Below are 24,880 nucleotides of genomic sequence, written 5' to 3'. Positions count from 1 at the left end.
CGCACAACGGAGTGCCTTCATGGATCGCCTTTCCTTCGTTTTCGAAACTCTGCGCGCACCGGAATCTCCCAAGCGATCACCCTGGGATCGCCTCGTCCGGCCGACCGGGACGCGCCTGGCGGCACGACTCTCACATAGAGCATAGGACGTGAATGAAAAAGCGCGAAGAAATGCAGGAAAGCGAAGGTTTCAGGCCTCGCCCAGCGCGCTCCACCAGAGACCTCGCGCGGCGCTCAATCGATCACCGGCGCGTCCAGGGGGAGCGACTCGTTCCTCCCCTCATCCGGGTATGCCGGCGGCAGGCTATTGAGGTAGGGACCGACGAGCGCCTCGGGCTTCGGCGGATCGGCCCCATGGTCGCGACGGTAGAGCTGCGTCGCCAGCAGGAGCACCAACTCGCGGTGGCTCGCGACCTCTTTGATTCGCTGGGGCGACCAGTCCAAGAAGTCGATCGCCCCAAGGGAACGGTCGGTCGAATCGAGCCAATGGCCGATCGCCTCGGGCGCAAGGGCGCGCGCCTTGGCGGGGGCCTCGGGCCCGAACGCATAAAGATCGCAGAACGAGACGCCGGGATCGGGGATCGGCCGTCGATCCGGCGGCAGGTCGTAGAACGCCAACCGGTTCGCCGTAACCAGCCCGACCAATCGCCGGCACCGCTCGGAGTCGCGCCGCCAGAGGCTCCAGGCGTCGGCGATCGCCGTTCTCTGTTCCGGGATCAGGTGGGACGCGAGCATCGGGAACGCTTTCTCCCACCAGGGCGGCTTCCAAAAGCTCCGTCGCCTCCATGCGGGCTGATCCTTGATGACGTTAAGATATTCCGCCTTGAGCGTATACGACTCCGACGGGGTGATCGCCTCGCATGCGCGCACGTCGTCGAGCGCCTGGCGCAGTTGCGCGGGGGTCGTGCGCGCGTCAGCGGCCCAGGCGGCCGCCCGCTTGCGAAGACTAACGTGCCACGACTGGGCGTAGCTCCGCCGGAGAAGCGTGCCGCGCGAACCGACGTGGTGGACCATGCGGAGGTTCGCGCGATACCAGCCCCAGGCGCCGGCCATGTCGCCCTGCTCTTCCAGCCGCGACGCCTCCAGAAAGGCCAGAAGTTGGAACGCCCGGAAGGCGTCGAGTTCCGGGCCCCCGCCCGAGGTCATGAGCGACGAGTCGAGCGCGTCGGGTCGATCGGCCCCCCGGCGATACAGCGCCAGGGCGTCACGATTCACTTCGGCCCACCGGCGGTTCTCGGGGACGGTCGTCGACCACCGCGACAGAGGATCGAGCAGCACCTTCGTCGACGTGTCGGGCGACGACTTCCGCAGCTTGAACAGGGCCTCCGCCTGCCGGTAGAGCACGAAGGCGTTCTGATCGTCGGGGATCGTCTCCGTCTGGAACGCCTCGACGTCGAACGGGTCGCCGACGTCGGGCAGACCCACGAGCTGCGTCGCCCACCACAGCGGCGGGGCCGCCGCCATGGCCAGCACCGCCACGACCGCGCCCAAAACCCGCCACTTGCTCCCCAAGAACCAACGGAAGGGCGCGGTCATCAACCAGAACGTCGGAAAACTGCGCCGAAGGTCCGCGGTACGCGTCATCTCGGTTGCTCCCCTGCCCCTCTCCGGATTGGGTCAACGCGAGGACCGAAGTCCGGTGCCGCGTGCAGGCGGTTCTCTTGATCCCATTCGCCTTGAAGGGAATCATACCGACAATTGTACGACGCGAACATTGAGAACCGACCATGGAAACGACGACCATCCCCATCATCGGCGAACAGATTGCGATCCGGGCCGGGCGCCGCGGTGGAAAGCCGCACGTCGCAAGGCATCGGATCAAGGTGCGGCACATCGCCATCTGACCCGAGCGAATGTGGGGATGTCGGCGGAGGAATCTCGAAAAATCGGGCGCGCAATCTCTGAATTCTTACGTTGCCTAGAGTAGATCGACCACTTCGCCCTACTCACACGTCCCGGACAAGGAGGCAGCGGTGCATCGCATTTGCCACGTCGTGTTGACTCTGCCGCTCGTCGTCTTCTCGCCGGCGCCGTCCCAGGCAGCCGATTCGCCGGCCATCGCCGGCCTGAAGGAAAAGGGTCTCGCCAGGTCGGGACGCTTCTTCGTGATCGACGCGGAGAAGCCCGTCCTGGAGAAGTGGAAGGAGGCCCGAGCCGTGCTGACCGATCACCTCGCGACCGCCGACCGCATGAAGGAAGCCGAGCTGTCCACGCGGGATCTGGCGCAACTGGAGGAGCGCCGCGTCGAGTTGCAAGCAAAGCTCGACGAGATGAACCAGCAGATCAACGAACAAGGAATCCGGCAAGGCGGCGGCGCGGCCGGCTTCGGCCAGGGGGGCAATCGACAAGGCGGCTTCGGCCAGGGGGCGTTCGTCTCTCAGTTGATCTCGCAGCGCAACATGATCCGCATGAACCTGGCCGAGATCACCTCGACGCAAAAAGCCTTCAAAGCCGACGCGGGAACGGACAAGAAGACCCTGGATGCTCAGGGCAAACAGAGTCTTGAGGCGGCGAAGGCGGTTCTGACGGAACTGAGGAAGTCCGTCGACGCGGTCTCGAAGCGGTACGCCGAGCTGGGCTCCGACGCGTCGGTGAAAGCCGCGCTCCAGACGTTGGAGAAAGACAAGCTGGGCACCCTCAAGCTCGGCCCTTCAACCGAGTTCACGAGCGTGGTGAAGTCCCTGGAGAAAGCCGAACGGATGATCCTGGGTAAGAACACGTCCACCGTGTCCCGAAAGAAGGGCAAGTCGAGGAGGTAGGGGCCGGTGATGCTCCTGGGGGCTCACCATCACCGAGGTTGGTCATTCATCCGAGGCTCCGAACCTCGGCGACGATCGAACTGTCTCACTCTCAATCGAAAGGGCCGAGACCAACCCCATGAGACAGCTCACCTTCACTTGCCGTCCGTCGCCACGTCATCAATTCTTACGAGGACGTCGGCGGCACTTCGTCACGGAGGCCGACGTCCGGGTCGTCCTCGACCGCCTTCCAGGTCGGTTGTGGGAGCGAGTCAAGGGGGTTCACTTCAACGACCGGGCCAGGGGCAGGCGTTGCCTCGGTTACGTGAGACAGGGAAGAGACGAGATCGCGCTCTGCTCGCTTCCTCAACGAATCAGTCTCGCGGCCTTCTTGCGGCGGAGCCAGTCGCCCGCCCAGTTCGGCGCGGTCCGCGGTTGTCAGTGGCCCAGCCTCGCCGTGCGCCGGTTCATGCTCTACGACGTCTTCCTCCACGAGCTAGGCCACCTCCAGATCGTCGACGAGAAGGCGAAGAGCATTCGCCGGAAGTTCGCCGACGAAACCCGCGCCCAGGATTTCGCCGAGTACTGGTGTCGGACGCTCTGGTCCCAGCCGTTCGACCATCCCGACCCGGTCCACGGTCCCCCCACGCCCGAAGAGCTGGAAGCCCTGAATCACGGCTGGAAGACCTCGCACGGCGACTACAAGAAGGGGCTGCTGTGCGAGGAGTCGGAGCAGTACGAGGAGGCCGCCCTGCTCTTTACTCGGGCCGTTGAACGATACCCGGGCCACGCGCCGGCCCTTGAGCGCCTCGGCGCGCTCACCTACGCCGGCAAGGGGACGGCTCAATCCACGGTCGGATCGATCGAGATCCTGAGCGAGGCGGTCCGCCTCGACCCGACGCTGGAGGACGCGAACCTGTTCCTCGCGATGGCCCTTGCGAGAGAAGGCCGCGAGGCCGAGGCCCGCCGCTGCTTCGAGCGGGCGATGCTCATCGACTCGTATCATCCGCTGTCGATGGCGGTGTATGCGGACTCCCTGGCGGACTGGGGCTGTTTCGACGAGGCGGAAGCCCTCTTCCTGAAAGCCCTCAAAAAGAACGACCGATGCGTCATGACCATCCGAGACTACGCGCGCTGCCTGGTGAGGCGCCCCGACCCCGAGGGCGAGGCGAACATCGGACGAGCCGTCGAACTCTTCGCCCGCGCCGTGGCCATCGATCCTGATGATGCGGAGTCCCATTATCGCCTCGGCGACGTCTTGCTCTGCGTCGACGGCGAGGAGGAGCGGGCCGTCGCCCAATTGGAACAAGCGTTGAAGATCGCCCCCTCTCATGCGAAGGCCGCCGAACGACTCGCGGAGATCCAGGCGGAGCGGAACGGCCTCGACGAAAGCTGACGGGCCTGCCGAAGCCGATCGTCAACCCGTTGCGGCCAGCGCCCACGGGTTCGAGGCCGTACCCGTCCCACCCGCCGGTATCCGGAAAGATTCACCACGGAGGGGGAGCCAATCTCGGAATCAAGCGGATGCAATGGACGACGTCGCGGTCAAGCGGCCGGCGAGTTCGTCTTCTGCTCCGTGACCCTCCGCACTGCAAGTGAGAAGCAGCCCGAACCTTCTTCGTCCTCTTACCTCCGTGACCCTCCTGTCCTCCGTGGTAAGGGTCTTCCGGATGGTTCCCTCGGTCGTCCCCGTGGTCGCCGATGGGGCGACGCGAGTCGACGGCGGACGTCGGAAATCCTCGCCGAAATCGGCGAAGCGTCGAACAAAACGGGCGGCGTGATCAACACTTAAGTTGGAGCGATGCGCACGAGGCTCTTTGGCATGTCGGTCGTGGTGATCAACACGATTTCGCGCGTTCATCGGAATGCGCGCGATGCGCCGCGCGGGCGGGGAGGCGAGCGCGGAGGGCTTCGGCGAAGGTCGGTGAAAAGTGACCGAACGAAGCCAATTTCGGCGACCGACGAGTGCGGGATCGAAGCCGAAAGCAGGACGAAAGGCGGACGAGCGAAGCCAATTTCGGGAGTGACGTTTCCGCCTGCACATCAAAGCGCGCGGACCCTCATCCGGCCGCTCCGGACACTTTGTCCCGGGGGAGAAGGGAGGATCGACGCCGAAAACGAGCGAGCGAAGCCAATTCCCGAGGCGATCCTAAAGACTTACTTCATCGCGAGTTAGAACGCACACGCCGCTCGCCGGGCCGGCGCGAACGAACCCAATCGCAGGCGAGGCGCGGAAGCCCGAAGATCGAGCGTCGGAGACTGGATTTCGGCGCGAACGAACCCAATCGCCGGCCCGGCTCGGCGGTCGGATTTTGGCGCGAACGAACCCAATCGCCGGGGTCAGTAGCGGATGACGATCACGCCGTGGACGTCGTTCACGACGGCCGAGATCGTCTTGTCGTCGAGGGTTACGGTCGTATTCGGACCAGCGGTGGTCACGCTTGTCGGAATTATGCTCAAGACAACGCGAACACGGAACGTCGGGGCGTCTTCGATCAATCCGGGGATGACGTACGGGCGGTTCGTGGGGGGCGTCGTGGTGGGGGTGGATACGCCGGCGATCAGGTGGACCCGGAGGGTCCGGGTCTCGGGGTCGTCGGTCAACACCGATTCGACAAACGCCGGGGCTTCGACCCGGAAATGGGGGGACGGGTGCAGGAACCGGACGGCGTTGACCAGCAGCTTGCGGGCCTCGACGATCGGGTGCTCGCTCGCGGTCGCGGCGTCGGGCGACGCGGCGAAGGTCAGGACGCGGCCCTTGCCCACGGCGTTGACGAGGATCGCCGGCCCGACGGCCTTCCCCGCGCTCAACGGCCAGCCGGTCCCTTCCTTCCCCTGCTTCTGGCGGACCGTCCGGTGGGGTTCGAGCAGCTCGCCGAGCGGGGTCGCGGTGGTCGGTAGGTAGATCGCGGCGGGCCCTTCGACCAGGAACGACCAGTCGTGCTCGATGCCGGCGAGCAGAGGTTCGAAGGGGAACCTGGCCATGGCGGCCGGCAGGCGGACGTGGTTGTCGCGGCTGTCGAGCCGGCGGACGAGCTTCGCGCCGATGAGGTCTTCGAGGGTCGATCGGTCGGCCGGCGCGCCGCGATCGCCGAACAGGCCGGACCAGCCGGTGACGATCAGCGAGCCCCCCTGCTCCACGTACTTCCGGAACCGCGCGACTTCCTCGGCGGAGATCACCGGGGCGTCGGGCAGGATCACGACGGGGAAGGCGGCGAGCGAGGCGTCGGTGGCGTTCTCGTCGAGGGCGACGCCCCAGGGGACGTGCTCCAGCACGAGCGCCCGGTGAGCCCCCTGGAAGGCCCGGAAGTAGCGGTCGGGATGCTCGCGGCCGTACCAGTCGCGGCTCCGCGACGAGAAGTAGACGGCGACCTCCTGGACGGGTCGGTGGCCGAAGTGCTCGCGGCCGGCCTTGGCGTCGCGGAAGGCCTCGCCGATGCGTTTGTAGGCGACCGGGTCGAGCCGGCCGTCGTAGCCGGTCTTGTCGACCATCGTCACGAACGCCCCGTGGGCCAGGAGCGTCGCGAGTTCCCAGCGGATGTCGTTGAGCGGCCGGGTCGTCTGGTCGTGGTACATCCGCACCCCGCGCTGGATGGCGACCTGGAACGGCAGGCCGGGCGTGGCGGCCCGGTAGAACTCGGCGTTCAGGCCGACGCCCAGGGCGCTGAAGCCCCAGACCCCGGTCTCGCCCGTGAGGAAGTCGCCGTTCTCGCCGTGCCGCACCGGCCGTTGGCCGACCTCGAACGAGAAGGGAGGATTGCCGTGGTAGTTGAAGTCGACCGTCACGCCCGGCTTGACCTTCTTGACGTGGTCGTAAAGCGCCCGCTCGAACCGACGGCTCGATTCATATCGAAATTCCAGCATGCGTCCCCAGCCCTCGTCCCAGGTCGCCCCGGCGGGGGGCTCGGTCCCGTACTGGGCCTTGAACAGCTTCCGACAGGTTTCGCACCAGCAGCCGTAGGGAGCGCCGAAGCCCTGGTCGATCATATCAACATGAAAGCCGTCGACTCCATAGGCGATCATCTCGTCGGTCAGCGCCTTGAGGGTCTCAAGGTAGCCCGAGTTCAGGCAGAACCGGCCGGGTATAATCGCGCCGTCCGCCCCGCGCATGGCGAACTCGGGATGGCTCGACAGGTACTGGCCCCCCTGCTGGACGACGCAGTAGGCGATGATCGGCAGCTTCCGCGCGGCCCCTTCCTCGACCGCCTCGCGGAGGACGTCGCGGGCGCCGAGGCCGGGGCACTTGGCCGCGACCTTCGAGTCGTAGTAGGCGTACTCGCCGTCGCGAGCCCAGATCACGACGTATTCGGACCCGGCCTCGGCGCAGCGACGGACCACCTCGCGGCCGTGGAAGTCGGCCGCGTAGCCGACGTCCGACGGGTCGGAACCGGACTGAGCCCCCGTCGGCCCGACCTCCATCCCTACCAGCGCCCGGCGGAACCAGGGGACGTCGTCGCCCAGGGCCGTCCCCGCGCCCGAGGCCGCAAGCATCGTCAGCGCGAGGAGCAAGGGGACGGAGAGCCGTCGTGGGCGCATCGTCATGGGGTCGCCTCTCAAAGGTGCGTCGTGAATCCTCGGTCCGTCGGGGCGGCCCCCGGCGTCAGGCGAGCGGGGGCCTGCCGACCCGCGGATTGTACTCGGCCGCGACGGCCCGGGCCAGGCGGCCGAGGATCGAACGGACGGCTCGGCGCCGGAGTTGCTGCATTAAAGGTGCTTCATCTTGAAACCCCAACGCCAGTCGAGCCGAATCCTTCGGCCGTTTTTGATATTGAGGATGTTTGATGATTCCGACGCGCACGATCGAGGAACTGACGCAGAAGAACGTGGCCGTCGTCGCTCAGATGGAAAGGGCTTCGCACGAGGTGCGGACGCGGGGCGAGCGGCTGGCCGACATGATCGCGGCGGCCGTGGGGAGCTGGACCTTCATCCTGATCCAGACGGCCTTGCTCGGGCTCTGGGTGGTGCTCAACATTCTGGCCTGGGCCAGGCACTGGGATCCGTATCCGTTCATTCTCCTGAACCTGGCGCTGTCGTTCCAGTCGGCCTACGCGGCGCCGATCCTGATGATCAGCCAGAACCGCCAGGCGAAGCTCAGCGAGCGCCGCAACCACCTCGACCTGCAAATCAACATGCTGGCCGAACAGGAGACGACCGAGATCCTTCACCTGCTGCGGCGGCTCTGCGAGCGGTCGGGCATGGACGTCAACGGGAGCGGCGGAGCGTGTTTCGAGGAGGAGACCCGGCACGATCGGATCATCGAGCAGATCGAGAACGAGATCGAAAAACCGATCGCCGAGGCAGTCGAGAGAGCCGTGGAAAAAGTCGCCGTCGAGATCGCCGAGCCGCCCGAATGAGACGGCCGCGACAACGCATCATCAACAGCTTATTTTTCCGTTCACTTGCCGAGCGTCGATTCGAGGTCGGCGAGGATGTCGACGACGTTCTCGAAGCCGGGGAGGAGCGGGTTCTTGGCGTCGTCCTTGAGCCAGCCGACGACCTTCTTCTCGGCCGACATGACGGTGGAGTGGTTGCGACCGCCGAAGAAGCGGCCGATCTCGCTGTAGGAGACGCCCGTATGCTTGCGGGCCAGGTACATGGCGACCATCCGGGGGTAGGCGAGGGTCCGGACCCGGCTGTCCGACTTGAGGCCGTCCCCCTCGACCTGGAAGAACGAGCAAACGGCCTTCTCGACATCGCGGAGGGCCACGACCTGGGAGGTGTTGCGGATGGTCTCGCGGAGGGCGGCGTGGGCGATGGTCATCGTGACCGCCTTGCCCGTCAGCGACGCCTGGGCCAACACGCAGTGGAGCGCCCCTTCCAGCTCGCGGACGCTCGTCCGGACGTGCTCGGCGATGTAGTCGATCACCGCTGCCGGGACGTTCACGCCCCGGCTCGCGGCCTTGGACTTGAGGATGGCGCGGCGGGTTTCGAGGTCGGGGGCGTCGAGCTTGATGACCATGCCGCCGAGGAACCGCGTCGCCAGCTCGTCGGTCAGCTTGGCGATCTTCCGCGGATGCTGGTCGGACGAAAGGACGATCGGAACCCCACGCTCGATCAGGGCGTTGAACGTGTGCAGGAACTCGTCCTGGGTCGCCCGCTTGGCGGCCAGGAAGTGGACGTCGTCGACGACCAGGGCGCTCGCCCCACGGTGCCGGCTGCGGAAGCCCGCCAGCGACGACGTCCGCATCGCTTCAAGGAACCCGTTGGTGAAGCTCTCGGCCGTCACATGGATGATATTCAGACCCGGATGAGCGTGCCGCAGTCCCTGGGTGATGGCCTCCAGCAGGTGGGTCTTGCCCAGGCCGACGCCGCCGTGGATCACCAGCGGGTTGAACGCCCGGCCGGCGGTCTTGACCATCTCGCGGGCCGCCGCGAAGGCCATCTGCGTCGACGGCCCGACCACGAAATCGTCGAGCCGGCGCATCACCCGAGCGGTCCCGGGGCCGGGCGCCGGAGCGGCGGGAGCGGCCGGGGCGGAGCCGGGAGCGGCGATCGCCGCGAGCCGGTTGGGGAAGCCTTGCACGGGCAACCGGGACGACGACGGGGAGGTCGAGCCGACCCGAGGCCGGGGCTTGCCGGGGATCGGCACGACGACCGTGTTGCCCGGCCGAGGCTCGCCCGGCTCCGACCGCTCGGGGACGATCTCGACGTCGCGGAACGGCGGGGCCTCGTCCTGGATCGAGAAGTTCAGCGGCAGCGACCGACCAGTGACCGCCTTGACGGACTCGGCCAGGCTGCGGGCGAAGTTCCCCTTGATCCAGTCGCGGAAATAAGCGTTGGGCACCTGCACATCCACCGACCCGCCGTCGCCGCTGACCCCCAGCCGAACCCCCTCGCCGAACCAGAGGCCGAACTTCGTCTCGCCGACCCGCTCGATCAGAGCGTCGCGGATCTCCGATTCCAACGCGTCAGAAACCGCTCGCTCGGGGAGGGCCGACTTTCGATCTCGCGTCCTGGATTTCTCGGCTTGCCCCAACATCGATCTCACCCCTGCCGCAAGACGTTCCCGACAACCTCGACCCGACTTCCGGACCGAAGCCCAATCCCTCGGCCGCCGACACGCTCCGTCGATCAGCCAGGAAGATATGCGCCCTGCATGGGACCCTGTCAAAGACATAGACGGGGCAAATTGGCGAAGGAACGAACCATAGGGAGAGCTATGCGGATTGCGCCGCCAGAAGCTGTAACGAGCAAGCAAAATCGTCCGGCGAGCCGGCGGCGCTTTGCGCAAAGCCGCGCGGAGAAAGCGATTAGACGTACAACGACCTACGGATTTCCCAGAATGACTCAAGCCGAGAACTTACACACAGGCCGGCCGCTACAAGCCCGAAGCGCAAGCGAGTGCATCCCATCCGATGGGCCATAGAGGGATGCACTCGCTTGCGCTTCGGGCTTGTAACACCCCTCGCTCAGGCTCGCCCCCAGCCGTGGGCTTCTCGACCAAACCGCCATTAGCATTCGGCGATTTCGGGAGAAAGTCGGAATAGTCGACCGGGCCCGTTAGTCTACCTGGACATTGAGATCAATCGGCATGCGGAGGCAAGGCCCGTGGCTGGCAAACCGAGCGGGGAGGCTCTCCGATCGATCCGCGTGTTGTTCAACGCGGGGACGGTCGGCGGGCTGACCGATGGACGACTCCTGGAGCGATTCACCGCCCGCGACGGCGAGGGTGCCGATCTGGCTTTCGCCGCCCTGGTCGAGCGGCACGGCCCGATGGTCCTGCGCGTCTGCCGGAGCGTGCTCCACGACGCCCACGAAGCCGAGGACGCCTTTCAGGCGACGTTCCTCATCCTGGCGATCAAGGCCGGGTCGATCCGGGGGCGGGATTCGCTGACATCATGGCTCTACAGCGTGGCGTACAACGTCGCGGCGACGGCCCGGACGTCCGCCGCGCGGCGTCGGTCGCACGAACGGAACGCGGGCCAGGCAAGACCGCTCGCCTTCACCGACGACCCCCGCGACGACCTCGGCCCGGTGATCCATGAAGAGCTCGACCGCATCCCCGAGCGGTTTCGGACCGTCCTGGTGCTCTGCTTCCTTGAAGGGCTGACGCAGCATCAGGCGGCCGAGCGACTGGGCTGGCCCGTCGGCACGGTGCAAAGCCGGCTGGCGCGCGGTCGGGAGCGGTTGGGCGCACGCCTGGCCCGTCGCGGCCTGGCCCCGTCGGCGGCGGTTCTGGCGTCGTCGCTCGCCTCGGAAGCGGCGGTGCCGGCCGCGCTTGCGGATTCCACGGTGCGGCTCGCCGTGACGATCAGCGGGGCGCGGGCGATGGCGATCGGGACCGTCCCCGTCGCCGTCATGCAACTCGTGAGGAAGGGGGTGAGGACCATGTTCGTGAACAAGGTGCTGACGACGGGCGTGGCCGCCCTGCTGACGGCCGGGGCGATCGCAACCGGCGCCTACGCTTACCAGACCGCGAAGTCGCCCCCGGCCGAGGCGCCAACCGAAGCGGCGACGAAGGCCGATGACTCTCAAGACGGCCTCCTGACCGTCACGGGCGTCGTCCGCATGGCCGACGGCTCCCCGGCGGCGGGGGCGACCGTGCAGTCATTCAGTTTTCAGCTCGACGCACCGCCCATCGCCCGCACGGACGAGGCCGGTCGGTTCCAACTTCCGGGGGTGTTCGGCAACGGCTGCGATCTGCATGCGAGTTCGGCCGACGGCCGCCATCAGATGGTGCGGAAGATACCATCGATCGCCGCCCGCGCCGTGCTTGCGTCCCCCGTGGAGTTGACGCTCCTCCCGGCGCTCGACCATGAAGTCGTCGTGGTGTCGGAAGGGAGACCCGTGGCCGGGGCGCAGGTCGTCGCCTCGGGGACGAGCTTCCAGGTTCAAGGCGTCACGGGCCAGGACGGCAAGGCGCGGCTTCGGCTCCCCGCCGAAGAGCGGCTCCGCGAGCTGGTGGCCTGGCACCCCACGCTGGGCGCGGGCGGCAAGCGCGATCTCGATGACCGCCCGCGTGAGGACAAGACCGAGCTGTCACTCCTCCCGCCCGCTCCCCACAGGATTCGCGTGATCGACGTCGACGGTAAGCCCGTCGGCGGGCTGGAGCTGGCCGTCAGCTTCCATCCGGAAGATTCGGATTGGATCGTCGCCCGATACATCAGAGCATCTCATGTGCGCACCGATGCCGACGGGACGGCGGTCGTGTCTTGGGCGCCCCGCCCGAAATTACAATACGTCGAGGTGGACTTTCCCGGCTCCGACTGGAAGGTCGACGAGACCGACTTGAAGCAAACCAGGGACGGCCTGACCACGATCCACGCCCGACGCGAGCAAACCGTGCAGGGCCGCCTGATCATGCCCGAAGGGGCCGACGCCGAGGGAATTCTGGTCATCGGCTCCGGCTTCGGCCCGGGGAGCAACGGAGCCGGGCCGTACGCCCGCGCTCGCCGCGATGGTACGTTCAGCCTGCGCGTTCCTTCGGAACACGGCTTCGTTCTGGGAATCATGGATCTCAAGTGGGCCAGCGACCGCTGGACGGGTTTGATCCTGAGCAAGGAATCGGCCAAGCCCGCGGAGATCACGATGAAGGTCTACCCCGCGACCCCCGTGACAGTCCAGGTGACGCGCGGGGCAGAGCACGAACCAGTCCGCAACGCCTGGGTGGATCTCTCCAGCAAGGGGCAGGTGAACTGGACGGACGGCGCTGGCAGGAAACATTCGGGAAACGGTGGTGTTCATGCCTGGCTGAAGACCGACGCCAACGGCGTGGCCCAGGCTGGCGCAGGGAGGGGGAAGCACGAGCTGCGGTTGAGCTCGGGGGGTTGGGAGGAAACGCGGCCCATCGACGTGACCACGGAGAAACCGTTGGAATTCACGTTCCACCGGCCTTGGAACGGCGAGCGACGCATCACCGGCCGACTGATGCTCGACGGCTCGCCCTATAAGCCCTCTCCGACGCTTGCAACCCACGCCTGGGCGCCCCCGCCGGAGCCGCATCGAATCCCCGAGGCCCTTGAGCTCAAGACTCACCCCGACGGGACGTTTGAGATCGCGTTCGACGCCGAGTCGGCGACGCTGTTCTTCCTCGATCGCGATCGAGGCCGCGGCGGCTTTGCCGAGGGGGTCAAGGGCGACGCAAACGTCGACGTGTCCATGACGCCGACGGCGACGTACAGCGGGACGCTGCTCGGCGTCGACGGTCAGCCCGCGGCCGGCCAGACTCTTCAAATGTACGTCAAGGGATCGGACGGCAAACCGATCGCAAGCCAGCAGACCGACGAGGCGGGGCGGTTTCGATTCACGGTCGTGCCTTCCAACGCGCCGCTCCAGTTCAGCAACCGGCACGATCCCGGCGATCCGGAGGACTACATCTTTGACCGCGACCGCATGTTCAACCCCGGCGAGGTCAGAGAGAATGCTCAATTGAAGCTGCAACGGTCGTCATTCTCATCAAGGAACCCGCGCCCCGCAACAACGCCCCCGCCCCCCGCCATTCCGCTGTCGAAGAGCGTCGAGAGCCTTTGCCGGAAGGTCGGGCCGTGCGGCATGCGCGCCCTGGTGGCACTGATGAGCGACGACTCCGGGGATGCGGGCCGAGTGACCGATGCGTTGTTCAACTACGACGACGAGCGCACGAAGGCCGTATTGAGCTACCTGACGTTGCGCGTCGACCCGGCACAGCTCGCGAAGGAGGCCGCGGCCATCGCCGAGCGCGGCTGGCCGAAGCCGGCGGCGGGCGAAATCGTGCTCGTGGCGCTCGACGGCGACCAGAAGACGATCGCGGCCGAGCGGATCGCCGTGAAGGACGTGGACGCCGCGATCCGCGCCGGCGCGGACTTCCTGAAGCAACACAGACCGCCCCCGCGCAACGCGCCGGCCCTGCTGGCCGAGGCCCGCGCCGAAGCGAAACGGAGCGGCCGGCGCGTCTGGGTCATCCAGGGAGGCCCTCGGTGCGGCCCGTGCTTTCAACTGGCCCGCTGGATCGAGGACCACCACGCGACGCTCGACAAGGACTACGTCGTCGTCAAGCTGATGGAAGGCGTCGACGACCGCGTAACCGAGGCGCTCGCCGGGCTCCCGATCGAGACCGGCGACGGAATCCCCTGGTTCGCGATCACCGAACCCGACGGCGCCGTCCTGGCCCACAGCCGAGGCCCGGTCGGCAACATCGGCTTCCCCTCATCCGTGGAGGAGGTCCGCCACTTCCGGCGGATGCTCGAAGGGACCGTCCGGAAGATCTCTTCCGACGAGGTCGACCAACTCATCAATCCGCTCTCATCGGATCATAATTAATAATGTTCCCCTCTCCCCCCGGGAGAGGGTGGCCGAAGGCCGGGTGAGGGTCGTCGCGCCCGCCACGGATTTCGGCCGGCGAACAATGATTTCCCCACGCGCCTCGAAGCGGCGCGCCCCTCATCCGGCCGTGCCGGCCACCTTGTATGTCCGAAGGACTCAGAGCGGAAGTGTTGAAGCCCGGGATTTCCGCTGAAATCGATCGCGGCAGAACCCCGGGCGGAAACACAGCCGCTTCTCCCGAGGGGAGAAGGATATTTGCACAGGCAAATTTTGATACTGAATCCCGCATCCAAGCCCTTTAAAACGCGCAGCCGCCCGATCCGCACTGGGGGAGTCCGCAGCCGCCGCCGGAGGGGGCCGAGATGGGGAGGGACGAGCCGGCCTGGCCGGTCTGGGCGGAGGCCGGGACGCTGAACTGCTTGGCGACCTCGACATTCCCGCAGCGCGGGCAGCGGGTGACGTCGCTGGAGCTTCGAATCAGGGTCTCGAACGTGTGGGCGCAGGGTTCGCAATGGTATTCGTAGATCGGCATGATCGCGCGGGGCTCCGTGGGCGGCTTGGGCTTCCAAGATCGGGAGTGATGCATGTATTTTCGAGGCCGACGCGATTCTTGTCAACCTTGGGAGGAAACGCCGATGACCAGCGACCTACGCCCGCTCTCTCGCGACGAGGTCCGCGCGCTCGACGCGCGGGCGGCCGACGAGTTGGGGCTTCCGACCCTGATCCTGATGGAGAACGCCGGCCGAGGGGCCGCCGCCCGGCTGGTCGAACTGGCGGACGTGGATCGCCCCCGCGTGGTGGTCGTCTGCGGGCCGGGGAACAACGGCGGCGACGGCGGCGTGGTCGCGCGGCATCTCGACGCCTGGAGCGTTCCGGTCCGCGTGGTCTGGTTCGCGCGTCGAGACCAGATCAAGGGGGACGCCGAGACCCAGCGCGGGATCGTCGAGCGGTCGGAGATCCCCCAGACGGTCTGGTTCGAAGCCCACGCCGAGCCCCCTGCCCCGGCCGATCTCGACGCCCTGTTCGCCGACGCCGACTGGATCGTCAACGGCCTGCTCGGCACCGGGCTGACCCGGCCCGTCGCGGGGATGTTCCACGAGGTGGTCGCGGCGATGAACCGTTCGGCCAGGCCGATCCTGGCCCTCGACCTCCCCTCGGGCCTCGACGCCGACTCCGGCCGCCCCCTCGGCCTGGCCGTCGTCGCCCGCGCCACCGCCACGTTCGTCGCCCGCAAGACCGGCTTCGACGCCCCCGGCGCCGACGCCTACACCGGCGCGGTCTTCGTCATCGACATCGGCCTGCCCGGCAAGCTGCTGCGCGAGTTCCAGGCGCCGTGACGACCAATCGAATCGACGCGGCGTCCGGCAAGACCACGCGCATCCTCATGAAAACGACTCGGCGGTGAACCCGGGGCCGGGTCTCACCGCATGCCGCCGGAGACCAGCAGGAACTCGCCGGTCATCCATGCGGAGTCTTCGGAGGCCAGGAACACCGCGACCGGCGCGACGTCGTCGGGTTGGCCGAGGCGGCCCAGCGGGGTCGCGGCGACCATCTGTTTCTCGAAGTCGCTGCCGATGATCCCGGCCGCATGGACGCCCTCGGTCTCCACACCGCCGGGATTGATCGAGTTGACCCGGATCTTCCTGGCGCCCAGCTCCTTCGCGAGGACGCGCGTGACCATGTCCACGGCGCCCTTGGTCGCGGTGTAGACGACCGAGGTCGGGGGCGTCGTCACCGTCGCGACCGAGCCGATGTTGATGATGCTGCCCCCCTCGGGGCCGAAGTGCTTCACCGCCTCCCGCGTCGCCAGGATCAGGCCGAGGACGTTGGTGTTGAACTCGCGGTGGAACTCGTCCTCCGTCACCTCCTCCAGCGGAGCGAACTGGTAGACCCCCGCGTTGTTCACCAACACGTCCAGCCGCCGGAACGCCTTCTTCGTCGCCTCGAACAGCCGCTGGACGTCGGCCGCCTTCGATACGTCGCCCTGCACGGCGATCGCCTTGCCGCCACTGCCGACGATCTCCGAGACCACCCGGTCGGCCCCCTCCTTGCTCGACGCGTAGTTCACCACGACCGCCGCGCCCTCGGCCGCGAGGCCCTTGGCGATCCCCGCGCCGATCCCCTTCGAGGCGCCCGTCACCACCGCCACCTTGCCCGTCAACTTGCCCATGAGAATACTCCTTGATTTGAGTTGCGTTCAGATCTGGGCGACGCCGCCGTCGACGAACAGCTCGCTGCCGGTGACGAAGCTGGAGTCGCTCGACGCGAGGAAGAGGGCGGCGGTCGCGATCTCCTCGGGCCGGCCCATCGTGCCGCGCGGGATGAGCGCGACGAACTGGTCGATGGCCTCCTTCGGCACGCCTTCGAGGATGGGGGTGTCGATGGTCCCCGGGCTGAGCACGTTGACGCGGATGCCGCGGTGCTTCAGGTCGAGCGTCCACGTCCTCGCGAACGAGCGGACGGCCGCCTTGCTCGCGCTGTAGACGCCGAAGGCCGGAAAGCCCTTCGAGCCGGCGATCGACCCGTTCATGATGATCGATCCGCCGTCGTTGAACAGCGGCAGGGCCTTCTGCACGGTGAACAGCGTCCCCCGGACGTTGACCCCGAAGGTCCTGTCGAATTGCTCCTCCGTCACCTCGCCGATGGGGGCGAAATCCCCGGTCCCCGCGCTGGCGAAGAGGACGTCGATCTTGCCCTTCTCGCGCCGAACCGTCTCGTACAGGCGATCGAGGTCGCCGAGGTTCGCGACGTCTCCTTGGACGCCGGTGACGTTCCGGCCGATCGCTTTCACCGCGTCGTCGAGCTGCTTCTGACGACGGCCGGTGATGAAAACGTACGCCCCCTCCTCGACGAACAGCTTGGCCGTGGCCAGCGCCATCCCCGAGGTCCCCCCCGTGATCACCGCGACCTTGTCTTCAAGCTTCGGCATGGTCGTAAGCCCCTTCACCAAACGCCTCCCCCTCGACTCGCTGAAATCCAGACGCCTGGACCGGAGATCTTGGTTCGACGCTTTGATGATTATCGAACTGAAGTCCGACAAGTCAACGGGGGGCGGCGGATCGGGGTCAGATTTTCGAGAGGCGGTCGAGGTAGGCGCGAAGGACGTCGCGCTGGAGGATGAGGCTGGCGAACTTGCCTTCGCGGACGATTTCGATGAGGCCGGCGGTCTCCAGCTCCTTGACGTGGTGGGAGAGGGTCGCGGCGCTGATGTGGTGGGTCTGGTGCAGGGCGCAGCAGGGAACCGGTTCGTCGGCGGCCCCGAGCTGCTCGAGGATCTGGAAGCGGCGGGGCTCGGCCAGGGCGCGGGCGATTCGCTCGAATTGGCGGTCAGTCAATCGACGTTCTTCGGAGGTTGCCATGATTCCCAATTATGGCCGATCCGGTTCGGAAGTCGAGACGGCTTCCCTGAGGAGCCGGCGTTCCCGGCGGGGGCGTGCGACCCGGTGGGTTCCGATTCAAAGCGGCGGTCCCACGGGCTTTGCGTCCACCCCCGCGGCCCACCGCTCAGACCGCGATCGACGCCCCTCCTCCGCTCAATACTTCGGCACGAACTGGGCGCGTTCGGCGTACTTGGGGTTATGCTCCCACTGGTTGAGGACGACGCTGAAGCCGCGGGCGAGGGTGTCCTTGGCGAGGTCGGCCCAGGGGGTGTTGGGGTGGTTGGCGATGACGTCGTCGAGCAGGCGCTTGGCTTCGGCGTACTTCTTGGCGGTCTCGGCGGTCGGGGCCAGGGGCTTGCCGGAGTGGTCGACGACGAACGTGATCGCCATGTCGGGCGTGGGCTGCTTGGTCGGCGCCTGGGGGTACTGGGAAAGCTTCATCATGAGCGCGCGGTATTCGTAGGCCTTGACCTGGAACGCCACGGTCTGGGCGAGGATCAGGTCGAAGTGGGCCCGCCAGCGCTTCTCGGGCTCGCGCTCGCGGTGCTTCTTGAGCGACTCCAGGCGCTTCTGGACGTCGAGCATGTAGGTGAGTTTTTCGGAAGCCTTGGGGATCTCGGCCGCGGCCGCCTCGGCGAGCTCGTTGGACGCGATGGGGAAGTCGCGGCGGTAGCGGAAGTCGCGGGTGTCGGTGATCACCTGGTAGAGGTTGCGCCTCAGGTCCGACTGGGTCCGCTTCTGGACGTAGGCGATGCGGTTGTCGTACTCGGGCAGGTACTCGCGGAGCTGGACGATCGAGTACGCCTGCTCGCGCTGGCGGACCCGCATGAACTCCTCGCTGGGGAGGAGGAAGTAGATGCCGCCCGAGTCGCGGGTGAGCCGCGCCAGCTCCCAGGGGGCGAAGCCCGAGGGCTGTTCGTCCCAGCGGTCGTAGAGGCCGTCCCACTGGTAGATTTCGACGTCGGCGGTCTCGGGACCGCGGCGGATCAGCGGGTGGTACTTGTCCTTGGTGACGGGGTCGGTGTACTCGTGGTGGGCGTAGGGGTAGCCGAACATCGACTGGCGGCCGATCACGTAGAGCGGCACGTTGTGCTTCTTGAGCGACTGGCGGGCCTCCTCGACGTCGACGCCGTCGTCGCCCGACTCGTCGGTGACCAGGATCAAGAGCACCTTGCGGTCCTTGTTGATCAGCCCGGCGTGCTGCTCGACGGCTTCGCGGATCGCGTGCATGGTGTTCTCGGCGCCGGACTTGTCGATCGGCAGCTTCTTGACGGCGGCCTTGACGTCGTCGGCGTTGGTGGTCGGCTTCTTGGTCACGAAATTGATGCCCTCGCCGAAACCGACGATCGAGTGCGTGAGCGCCCCGGCGGCCTTCTTGGAGGGATCGATGTTCTTGTTCAACTCGATCGACACGCGGTTGAACTTGTCGAGGATCGCGCGGTGGTCGTCCAGCATGCTTTCCGATTCGTCGAACAGCCAGACCACGGTGACCTTGTGGTCGATCAGGTGACGGAGGATCTCGCGGGCGATCTGGTCGAGCGCCGCGCCGGGCTCCTTGACGTCGAACAGCGGGTCGCCGGCGATCCGGCCGCCGGCGAACAGGTCGAGCGCGGGGGCGGCGGGGATGATGTTGAACGACGACTTCTCCATCCCCTCAAGCTTGCCGACGGCCGAAGCCTCGACCCCCTTCTTACCCTTGCCGCGGACCCTCGGCGTGGCCGACGTGGCGACCGCGCCGGCCACGATCCCGCCGCCGCCGTCGTCGGAGCCGCCGCCGTCGTCGCTGGCGAGGACCTCCATCGGCGCGCTCGCGGCGTCAGTCCGCTCGTCGCCGGCCGCCTGATCGCGGGGGATGTTCTTGGGGTCGGCGTAGATCGGCAACGGCTCTTGCTCGCCCTGCCGGTGGCCGGCCAGCGCGGTGTCGAAGTTGATCGGCTTCTTCTCCGCGTCCGTGGCGTTGAACGTCGCCGCCGCGAGCGCCGAGAAGATCACGAGGTGGACGATCAGCGACACGCTCCAGGCCGGCAGCAGGTGCTTGAGCCGGGTCCGTCGCCGCCGCCGAGTCCCCAACTTGCGCACCCGGGGAGACGGGGCTTCGCCGACCTTGGCCTCGACCGGGGCCGGGGCCGGAACCTGCGCCTGCCCCGGAGTCGCGGGCGACGACGGCGCGACGGCGGCCGGGGGCGCGGGGGGTGGAACGGGAGCTGGAGCCGGGGGCGTGGGAGCCGGTGCGGGAGCCGCCGCCGAGGGGGCGGGGCCCGCGGCGGACGGTGCCGGGGGCGCGAGCGGGTTGTGGGCGTTCACGACCTGGGTCTTTTGCAGGTCGGAGGGGAACGGCGCGAACGGTTGCCCCAAAGAGAGGCCGATCGCCGAGTCGGACGGGGGCAGCGCGTAGGCCGGCACGGTGGCGGTCGTCGTCTGGCTGTTGACGACGACGACCCGCTCCGGCGGCGGCGGCTCGAGGGGCGCCGGCTTGCGGCGGTCGCCGGTGGCGGGCGCGCCCGCGCTTCCGCCGCCTCCCGCGCCGGCCGGCGGGGCGGGCGGAATCGCGTCGTCGGACGATGTCGGGGTCAAACGCAGTTCCATGATGCGAGGTCCCCTCTTCCGACCCAGGGCCGCCGACCGATTCCACTCGCCGCCGCGCGGCCGGAGCAAACCGCCGAGGGCCGACGTCGTGAATCTCGATCTTCGCCCGCGTTCTCGACCTTCTTCGTCAATCCGCCGGCCTGGTCCGCTCGCTCACTCGGCTCTGGAGTTTAGAACATCCTTTAGAGCTTGGGAGGAGTTGGAGGCTTGGCCGCGGGGGTATTGCGATTTTTCTTCTGAGCCGCCGCCGCATCGTCTCTACGAGGAGGCGGGGGCACGTAGGTTTCGACCCATTTGAAACCGAGCGGGTCCTTCAACTCGCGACCCGCGAGCAGCGCCCAGGGGGTGTCGGGATGCTCCTCGACGACTTTTCGGAGCAATTCCTCCGCCTCCCGGCCTGCCGCCGCCGCCTTCTCACTGTACAGGATCGCCTTGTCGGGTACGAGTCTCCAGGCATTCGACCGGGAGTTTTGGAATTTCGGGGGATCTTTGACCAGCCGGGCGCCGGCCGAGTTGTACTCGTAGGCCCGCACCTTCATCGCCAGCAACCGCCCCCGGATGAGATCATAGTGCGCCTGCCAGCGCCGTGAGACCTCCCGATCGCGATATCGGGCCGCGGCGGTGATCGGCCCCAGCGCCTCCTCGACGGTCTGGGCGATCTGGGCGGCCAGCGCCTGGTTGGTCTGCAAGACCTCCTTGAACTGGGGCGCCTCCAGCGACGGGAACTGCAACGTGGGCGCGTTGGGGATCTTTTGCTCGTTGGTGAGCATCGCCGCGTTGACGACCGCCTTCCGCAACGGCGATCCGACGACGCCCGCCTCGTAGCGGTCGCGCGACTCCCAGTCGGGCTTGTACTCCTTCATCCGCGAAGGGTCGAAGCCCATCCGCCGCCCGCTGAACCGGGTGACGAAGTAAATCCCCCCGGTGGCGCTCGACAGCCGGCTCAGCGCGTACGGACCGAAGCCCGCCTCCAGCAGGTCGTACTGTGGGCCGTCGTACCAGAACGGCAGGTGGATCTGCTCGAGCATCGCGCTTTCCGGCCCCTGCCGCACCGGCTGGTTGCGGTGCATGTACTTGGTCTTGGGGTCGTAGAAGTCCATGAACCCCTCGACCCGGCCGAAGACGGCCTGCGAGCCCAGCACGTAGACCGGGACCTTCCGCTTCCGGGCCAGGGCGATGGTCTCTTCGAGCTTGGGCTCGTCGTCGCCCACCTCGTCGGTGACGACGATGATCATCGGGTGGTAGGCCTCTCCCGCCTCGTTCTTGTACAGCCCCCAGCGGCCGACGATATCGCCGACGGTCGTGAACGTGGTCTCGACCCCCGACTCGTCGGCCTTGATCCCGTTGATCGCCTCGCGCACGGCCGAGAGGTCGGCCGTCGGCTTGGGGGTCTCGGCCTTCCGGTCCTGGCCGAACGAGACGACCATCGTCAGCAGGCCGCCGGCGGTCGACAGCCGACTCTCGTCGAGCTGGTCGATGTGGGAGTAGACCGTCTCGATATGCTTGACCAGCCGTTGCCGCTCCGCTTCCAGGCTCAACGAGGCGTCGAACGCCCAGACGACCAGCGTCCGGCCCTGTTCGAGGCGGCGGACGATCTCGACGGCGATCCGGTCGACGGCCCCCTCGACCCCCTGCACGTGCTCGGCGCCGTTCCCCTCGATCGAGACCGTGCGGCCCAGCATCGACGCCGTGGGGACCACCATCTGAGTCACGCGCTGGACGTCGAGCTTGGCGAACTCGACCGGCGCCCCCGCCTCGACGTCGGCCGCCGACACCGTGGGACGGCCCGACGCGCTGGGCGCCGAGGTCACCGTCGTCGCCAACGTCGGCGCAAACGAGCCGCCGGCTTCCAGCACCGGCGTCGCGTCGTTTTGATCGAGGTCCTGAAGCGTCGAATCGACGCTGAGCGCCCCATCCAGCCCCCCGACCCGGCTGCTGAACTCGCGCTGAACGGCCTCGTTGACGTGGTGCCCGGCGAACGCCAACCCCACCAGCAGCACCGCGTGCAGGCTGAGGCTGACCATGAACGCGGGGGCGCTCGCGCCACCCCGGGCCGTCGCCCCGAAGCCGCTCCACGTCGATAGAGCCTCAAGCTTTCGCAAGATCCGGTCGACCATGCCCACACGCTCCATGCACGCATCGCCTTTCATCCCGGCGGCGGCTTGGACCGGGACCGACGCCCCTTCGTGGTCCCTTTTCGCGAGGCGCGCGAGAAGTTGAGAAGCCTCAATGAGTCAATTCGGCGCGAGCCGCCCGTTTGTGACGGGCAATCGTGCTTTTTCACGCGAATGGAGCCATCATCCCAATCATAGGGCACATCCGGCCCTACGGCAACGTCCCTGGGTTCGGTATCCTAACCCAGGGGCGGGCCGTGGCTTCTGATTGCGGGTTCGGGCTTCGTCGCTAGCCCGTGAGACGGTCCCAGAATCGCAGTTTCCGGCAGCGGACGACGAACTCATTGCAGTCCTTGGCGGATTTCAGCGCGACGAAGCCGTCGTCGAGGCTGGCCACCCCAGCTTTTTCGAGCAAGGGCCCGGCCGACTCGACGTAGGCGATGAACTTTTGATGCGCGATCGCGTCGGCGATGAAATCCCGGGCCGCCGGCAGCGTCGCCAACCGCGACGCCCCTTCCGTGGACGGCAAGATTGCGACAGCGTCGAAGAGGACCGACGGGCCACCATCGATCTTCTCGGCCGCCTCGTGCCATGCGCCGTCGCTGGCCTCGACGCCCCCGACTTCCGGCGCGACCAGCTTCAGGATCGCCCCCTCGGCCTTGAGGGCTTTTTCCAGGGCCGCGAGGATCTTGGCGTCGACGCCGTCGGTCACGAGCGCCCCGACCTTGCGGCCGGCGAAGCTCTTGGGGCCGTTCTTGATGATGCTCAAAGCCGGCGAGGGCTTCAGGTCCTGGCGCGTCGGCTTCGCGGCGTCGGCCGGCTTGGGCGTCGCTTTCAGCCGCAGCCCCTCGGCCACCTTCGTGGCCAGGCCGTCGTCGATGTTCAAGAGGTGCGAGACGACCCGCGCCCGGATCGCCGGCGTCTCGACCTTGCTCAGCTCGAACGTCAGGGCCGAGGCGATATGCCCCTGCTCGACCTCGGTCTGGCTGATGTAGAACTGCCGGGCCTGGCTGTAGTGGTCGGCGAACGTCTCGGAGCGGATGCGTTGCTTTGGGCCATCCTCCTGGACCGGGTAGGACTGGAAACCCTTCTCGGGCGACTCGCGCGGCCCAGGGTCGGCGGTCCACGAGTTCGGCTCGTAGTTGGCCCGACCCTTCGGATTGTGCATGGCCATGTGGCCGTCCTGCTGGAAGTGGGCGAACGGGCACTTGGGGGCGTTGATCGGGATGTGCGTGAAGTTCGGGCCGCCGAGCCGCTTGATCTGGGTGTCGAGGTACGAGAAGTTCCGCCCTTGCAGGAGCGGGTCGTTGCTGAAATCGACGCCCGGCACGATGTTCTGCGTGCAGAAGGCGACCTGCTCGGTCTCGGCGAAGAAGTTGTCGACGCGGCGGTCGAGGACCATCCGGCCGACGGGCTTCACCGGCACGAGTTCCTCGGGAATCAGCTTGGTGGCGTCGAGGACGTCGAAGTCGAACTTCTCGGCGAAGGCCTCGTCGAAAAGTTGCAGGCCCAACTCCCACTCGGGGAAGTCGCCGGCGCCGATGGCGTCCCACAGGTCGCGACGGTGGAAGTCGGGGTCGGCCCCGTTGATCTTGACCGCCTCGTTCCAGACGACCGATTGCAGGCCCTGCTTCGGCTTCCAGTGGAACTTGACGAAGGTCGACTTCCCGTCGGCGTTCACGAGCCGGAAGGTGTGGACGCCGAACCCCTCCATGAACCGGAACGACCGCGGGATCGCCCGGTCCGACATGACCCACATGATCATGTGCATGCTCTCGGGCGTAAGCGAGATGAAGTCCCAGAAGTTGTCGTGAGCGGACTGCGCCTGCGGGAACCCTCGGTCCGGCTCCGGCTTGACGGCGTGGATCACGTCGGGGAACTTGATCGCGTCCTGGATGAAGAAGACGGGGATGTTGTTGCCGACCAGGTCCCAGTTCCCCTGCTGAGTGTAGAACTTCACGGCGAAGCCCCGGACGTCGCGGGCGAGGTCGGCCGACCCCTTGCTGCCGGCGACGGTCGAGAAGCGGACGAACACGGGCGTCTTCTCGCCGGCCCGCTGGAACAGGTCGGCGCGTGTGACGTCGGCGAGCGACCCATAGTTCTCGAAGTAACCGTGGGCCCCGAAGCCTCGGGCGTGCACGACGCGCTCGGGGATGCGCTCGTGGTCGAAGTGGAAGATCTTCTCGCGGAGGTGGAAGTCCTCCAGCAGCGTCGGCCCGCGGGCGCCGACCTTGAGCGAGTTCTGGTCGTCGGCGACTGGGATGCCCTGCTGGGTGGTCAGCACGGGCCGGTCGCCGCCGGCCGTCTGGTGCGTCTCGCCGGCGGCGCCGGTCTTCACCGCGGCGTCGCCGTGGGTCGATGGCTTGAGGTGATGGTCGTCGTCGGTCTTCTTGGCGGCCATGGTTCTTCCCTGGTTTAGAGGTATCGAGGAAGGCGTGATTCCGAAATCAGGTTCATCGGTTGTTATTGGCAAACGACGTACCAACGACCATTTCGGCCGACAGCGATTCACGGTCCCAACCTGGCACCTCGATCTGGCATGACCCGCGTCTCCCAGACGGCCTTGGCATTCACTCATCCGGCGGCGGAGGCTTGGTGAGGATCGTTTCGCAATCGTAAGGCAATCGGCGCCGTCGGCTCGGAAGAGACCGCCGCGAGCGAATTGCGTCGCGAATGGACGGGTTTCGCCGTATTGACTATCGGAGTGGAGGAATGCCATAGTCCGTGTCCCGGGCGGCGTCGATGCGCCGTCGGCCGTGAGCGTTCCGCCCTTTTTCGATTCGTCGCGGGCTCGTGGAGAGACGGCCGGAGCCCTCGCATCC

General features: G+C 67.1%; 15 protein-coding genes. 5 read left to right on the top strand and 10 right to left on the bottom strand.

Annotation, left to right across the window (positions count from 1 at the left end; translation table 11 throughout):
• Positions 1 to 233: 233 nt before the first annotated feature.
• A complete protein-coding gene (locus tag BSF38_RS16785) occupies positions 234 to 1,583 on the bottom strand; it encodes a hypothetical protein (protein ID WP_076347501.1) in 1,350 nt (449 codons plus the stop codon).
• A gap of 389 nt (positions 1,584 to 1,972) precedes the next feature.
• On the opposite strand from BSF38_RS16785, the gene BSF38_RS31370 reads away from it, so the two are divergent.
• Together BSF38_RS31370 and BSF38_RS16775 are read left to right on the top strand one after the other, a co-directional pair.
• Positions 1,973 to 2,758: a hypothetical protein gene (locus BSF38_RS31370; RefSeq protein ID WP_168189397.1), complete on the top strand. Its 786-nt coding sequence runs from the start codon at positions 1,973 to 1,975 to the stop codon at positions 2,756 to 2,758.
• A 304-nt stretch (positions 2,759 to 3,062) separates the two neighbouring features.
• Positions 3,063 to 4,133, top strand: coding sequence for a tetratricopeptide repeat protein (locus BSF38_RS16775; protein ID WP_168189396.1), 1,071 nt, complete (start codon positions 3,063 to 3,065; stop codon positions 4,131 to 4,133).
• A gap of 944 nt (positions 4,134 to 5,077) precedes the next feature.
• On the opposite strand, the gene BSF38_RS32115 is transcribed toward BSF38_RS16775, so the two are convergent.
• Positions 5,078 to 7,279, bottom strand: a complete 2,202-nt coding sequence (locus BSF38_RS32115) for a beta-galactosidase trimerization domain-containing protein (RefSeq protein ID WP_237170492.1) — start codon at positions 7,277 to 7,279, stop codon at positions 5,078 to 5,080.
• 239 nt (positions 7,280 to 7,518) lie between these two features.
• Between BSF38_RS32115 and BSF38_RS16755 the strand changes: the two genes are divergently transcribed.
• Positions 7,519 to 8,091, top strand: coding sequence for a DUF1003 domain-containing protein (locus BSF38_RS16755; RefSeq protein ID WP_076347495.1), 573 nt, complete (start codon positions 7,519 to 7,521; stop codon positions 8,089 to 8,091).
• Positions 8,092 to 8,132: 41 nt separating this feature from the next.
• On the opposite strand, the gene dnaA is transcribed toward BSF38_RS16755, so the two are convergent.
• Complete coding sequence (gene dnaA / locus BSF38_RS16750) at positions 8,133 to 9,641, bottom strand: chromosomal replication initiator protein DnaA (RefSeq protein WP_076347493.1); 1,509 nt, start codon at positions 9,639 to 9,641, stop codon at positions 8,133 to 8,135.
• Between the two features lie 644 nt (positions 9,642 to 10,285).
• Here dnaA and BSF38_RS16745 point away from each other — a divergent pair.
• The gene (locus tag BSF38_RS16745; protein WP_145952173.1) at positions 10,286 to 13,975 is read left to right on the top strand and encodes a sigma-70 family RNA polymerase sigma factor; all 3,690 of its coding nucleotides are present in this window, start codon (positions 10,286 to 10,288) and stop codon (positions 13,973 to 13,975) included.
• Positions 13,976 to 14,276: 301 nt separating this feature from the next.
• Here the strand turns inward: BSF38_RS16745 and BSF38_RS16740 are convergent, their stop codons facing one another.
• Positions 14,277 to 14,510 (bottom strand): FmdB family zinc ribbon protein, encoded by a 234-nt coding sequence (locus BSF38_RS16740; RefSeq protein WP_076351001.1) that lies wholly within the window; start codon positions 14,508 to 14,510, stop codon positions 14,277 to 14,279.
• Positions 14,511 to 14,613: 103 nt separating this feature from the next.
• Here BSF38_RS16740 and BSF38_RS16735 point away from each other — a divergent pair, with 103 nt between their 5' ends.
• Positions 14,614 to 15,315, top strand: a complete 702-nt coding sequence (locus BSF38_RS16735) for an NAD(P)H-hydrate epimerase (protein ID WP_076347489.1) — start codon at positions 14,614 to 14,616, stop codon at positions 15,313 to 15,315.
• An 83-nt stretch (positions 15,316 to 15,398) separates the two neighbouring features.
• Here BSF38_RS16735 and BSF38_RS16730 read toward each other — a convergent pair whose 3' ends face one another.
• The 6 genes from BSF38_RS16730 to katE form a co-directional block, all read right to left on the bottom strand.
• The gene (locus tag BSF38_RS16730; protein ID WP_076347487.1) at positions 15,399 to 16,148 is read right to left on the bottom strand and encodes an SDR family NAD(P)-dependent oxidoreductase; all 750 of its coding nucleotides are present in this window, start codon (positions 16,146 to 16,148) and stop codon (positions 15,399 to 15,401) included.
• 27 nt (positions 16,149 to 16,175) lie between these two features.
• Complete coding sequence (locus BSF38_RS16725) at positions 16,176 to 16,907, bottom strand: SDR family NAD(P)-dependent oxidoreductase (RefSeq protein ID WP_076347485.1); 732 nt, start codon at positions 16,905 to 16,907, stop codon at positions 16,176 to 16,178.
• 136 nt (positions 16,908 to 17,043) lie between these two features.
• Positions 17,044 to 17,337, bottom strand: a complete 294-nt coding sequence (locus BSF38_RS16720; protein WP_076347483.1) for an ArsR/SmtB family transcription factor — start codon at positions 17,335 to 17,337, stop codon at positions 17,044 to 17,046.
• Positions 17,338 to 17,511: 174 nt separating this feature from the next.
• Positions 17,512 to 19,944, bottom strand: a complete 2,433-nt coding sequence (locus BSF38_RS16715) for a vWA domain-containing protein (protein ID WP_145952172.1) — start codon at positions 19,942 to 19,944, stop codon at positions 17,512 to 17,514.
• Positions 19,945 to 20,126: 182 nt separating this feature from the next.
• The gene (locus BSF38_RS16710; protein WP_099091988.1) at positions 20,127 to 22,061 is read right to left on the bottom strand and encodes a vWA domain-containing protein; all 1,935 of its coding nucleotides are present in this window, start codon (positions 22,059 to 22,061) and stop codon (positions 20,127 to 20,129) included.
• 286 nt (positions 22,062 to 22,347) lie between these two features.
• On the bottom strand, positions 22,348 to 24,459 hold the full coding sequence (gene katE, locus BSF38_RS16705) for a catalase (protein ID WP_083713003.1): 2,112 nt from the start codon (positions 24,457 to 24,459) through the stop codon (positions 22,348 to 22,350).
• Positions 24,460 to 24,880: the final 421 nt, after the last annotated feature.

The sequence above is a fragment of the Paludisphaera borealis genome (assembly GCF_001956985.1).
In the GTDB taxonomy this organism is placed as follows: Bacteria; Planctomycetota; Planctomycetia; order Isosphaerales; family Isosphaeraceae; genus Paludisphaera; species Paludisphaera borealis.
Note: the sequence above shows the minus strand (reverse complement) of the source record. Positions and strands in the feature narration are given on the sequence as shown.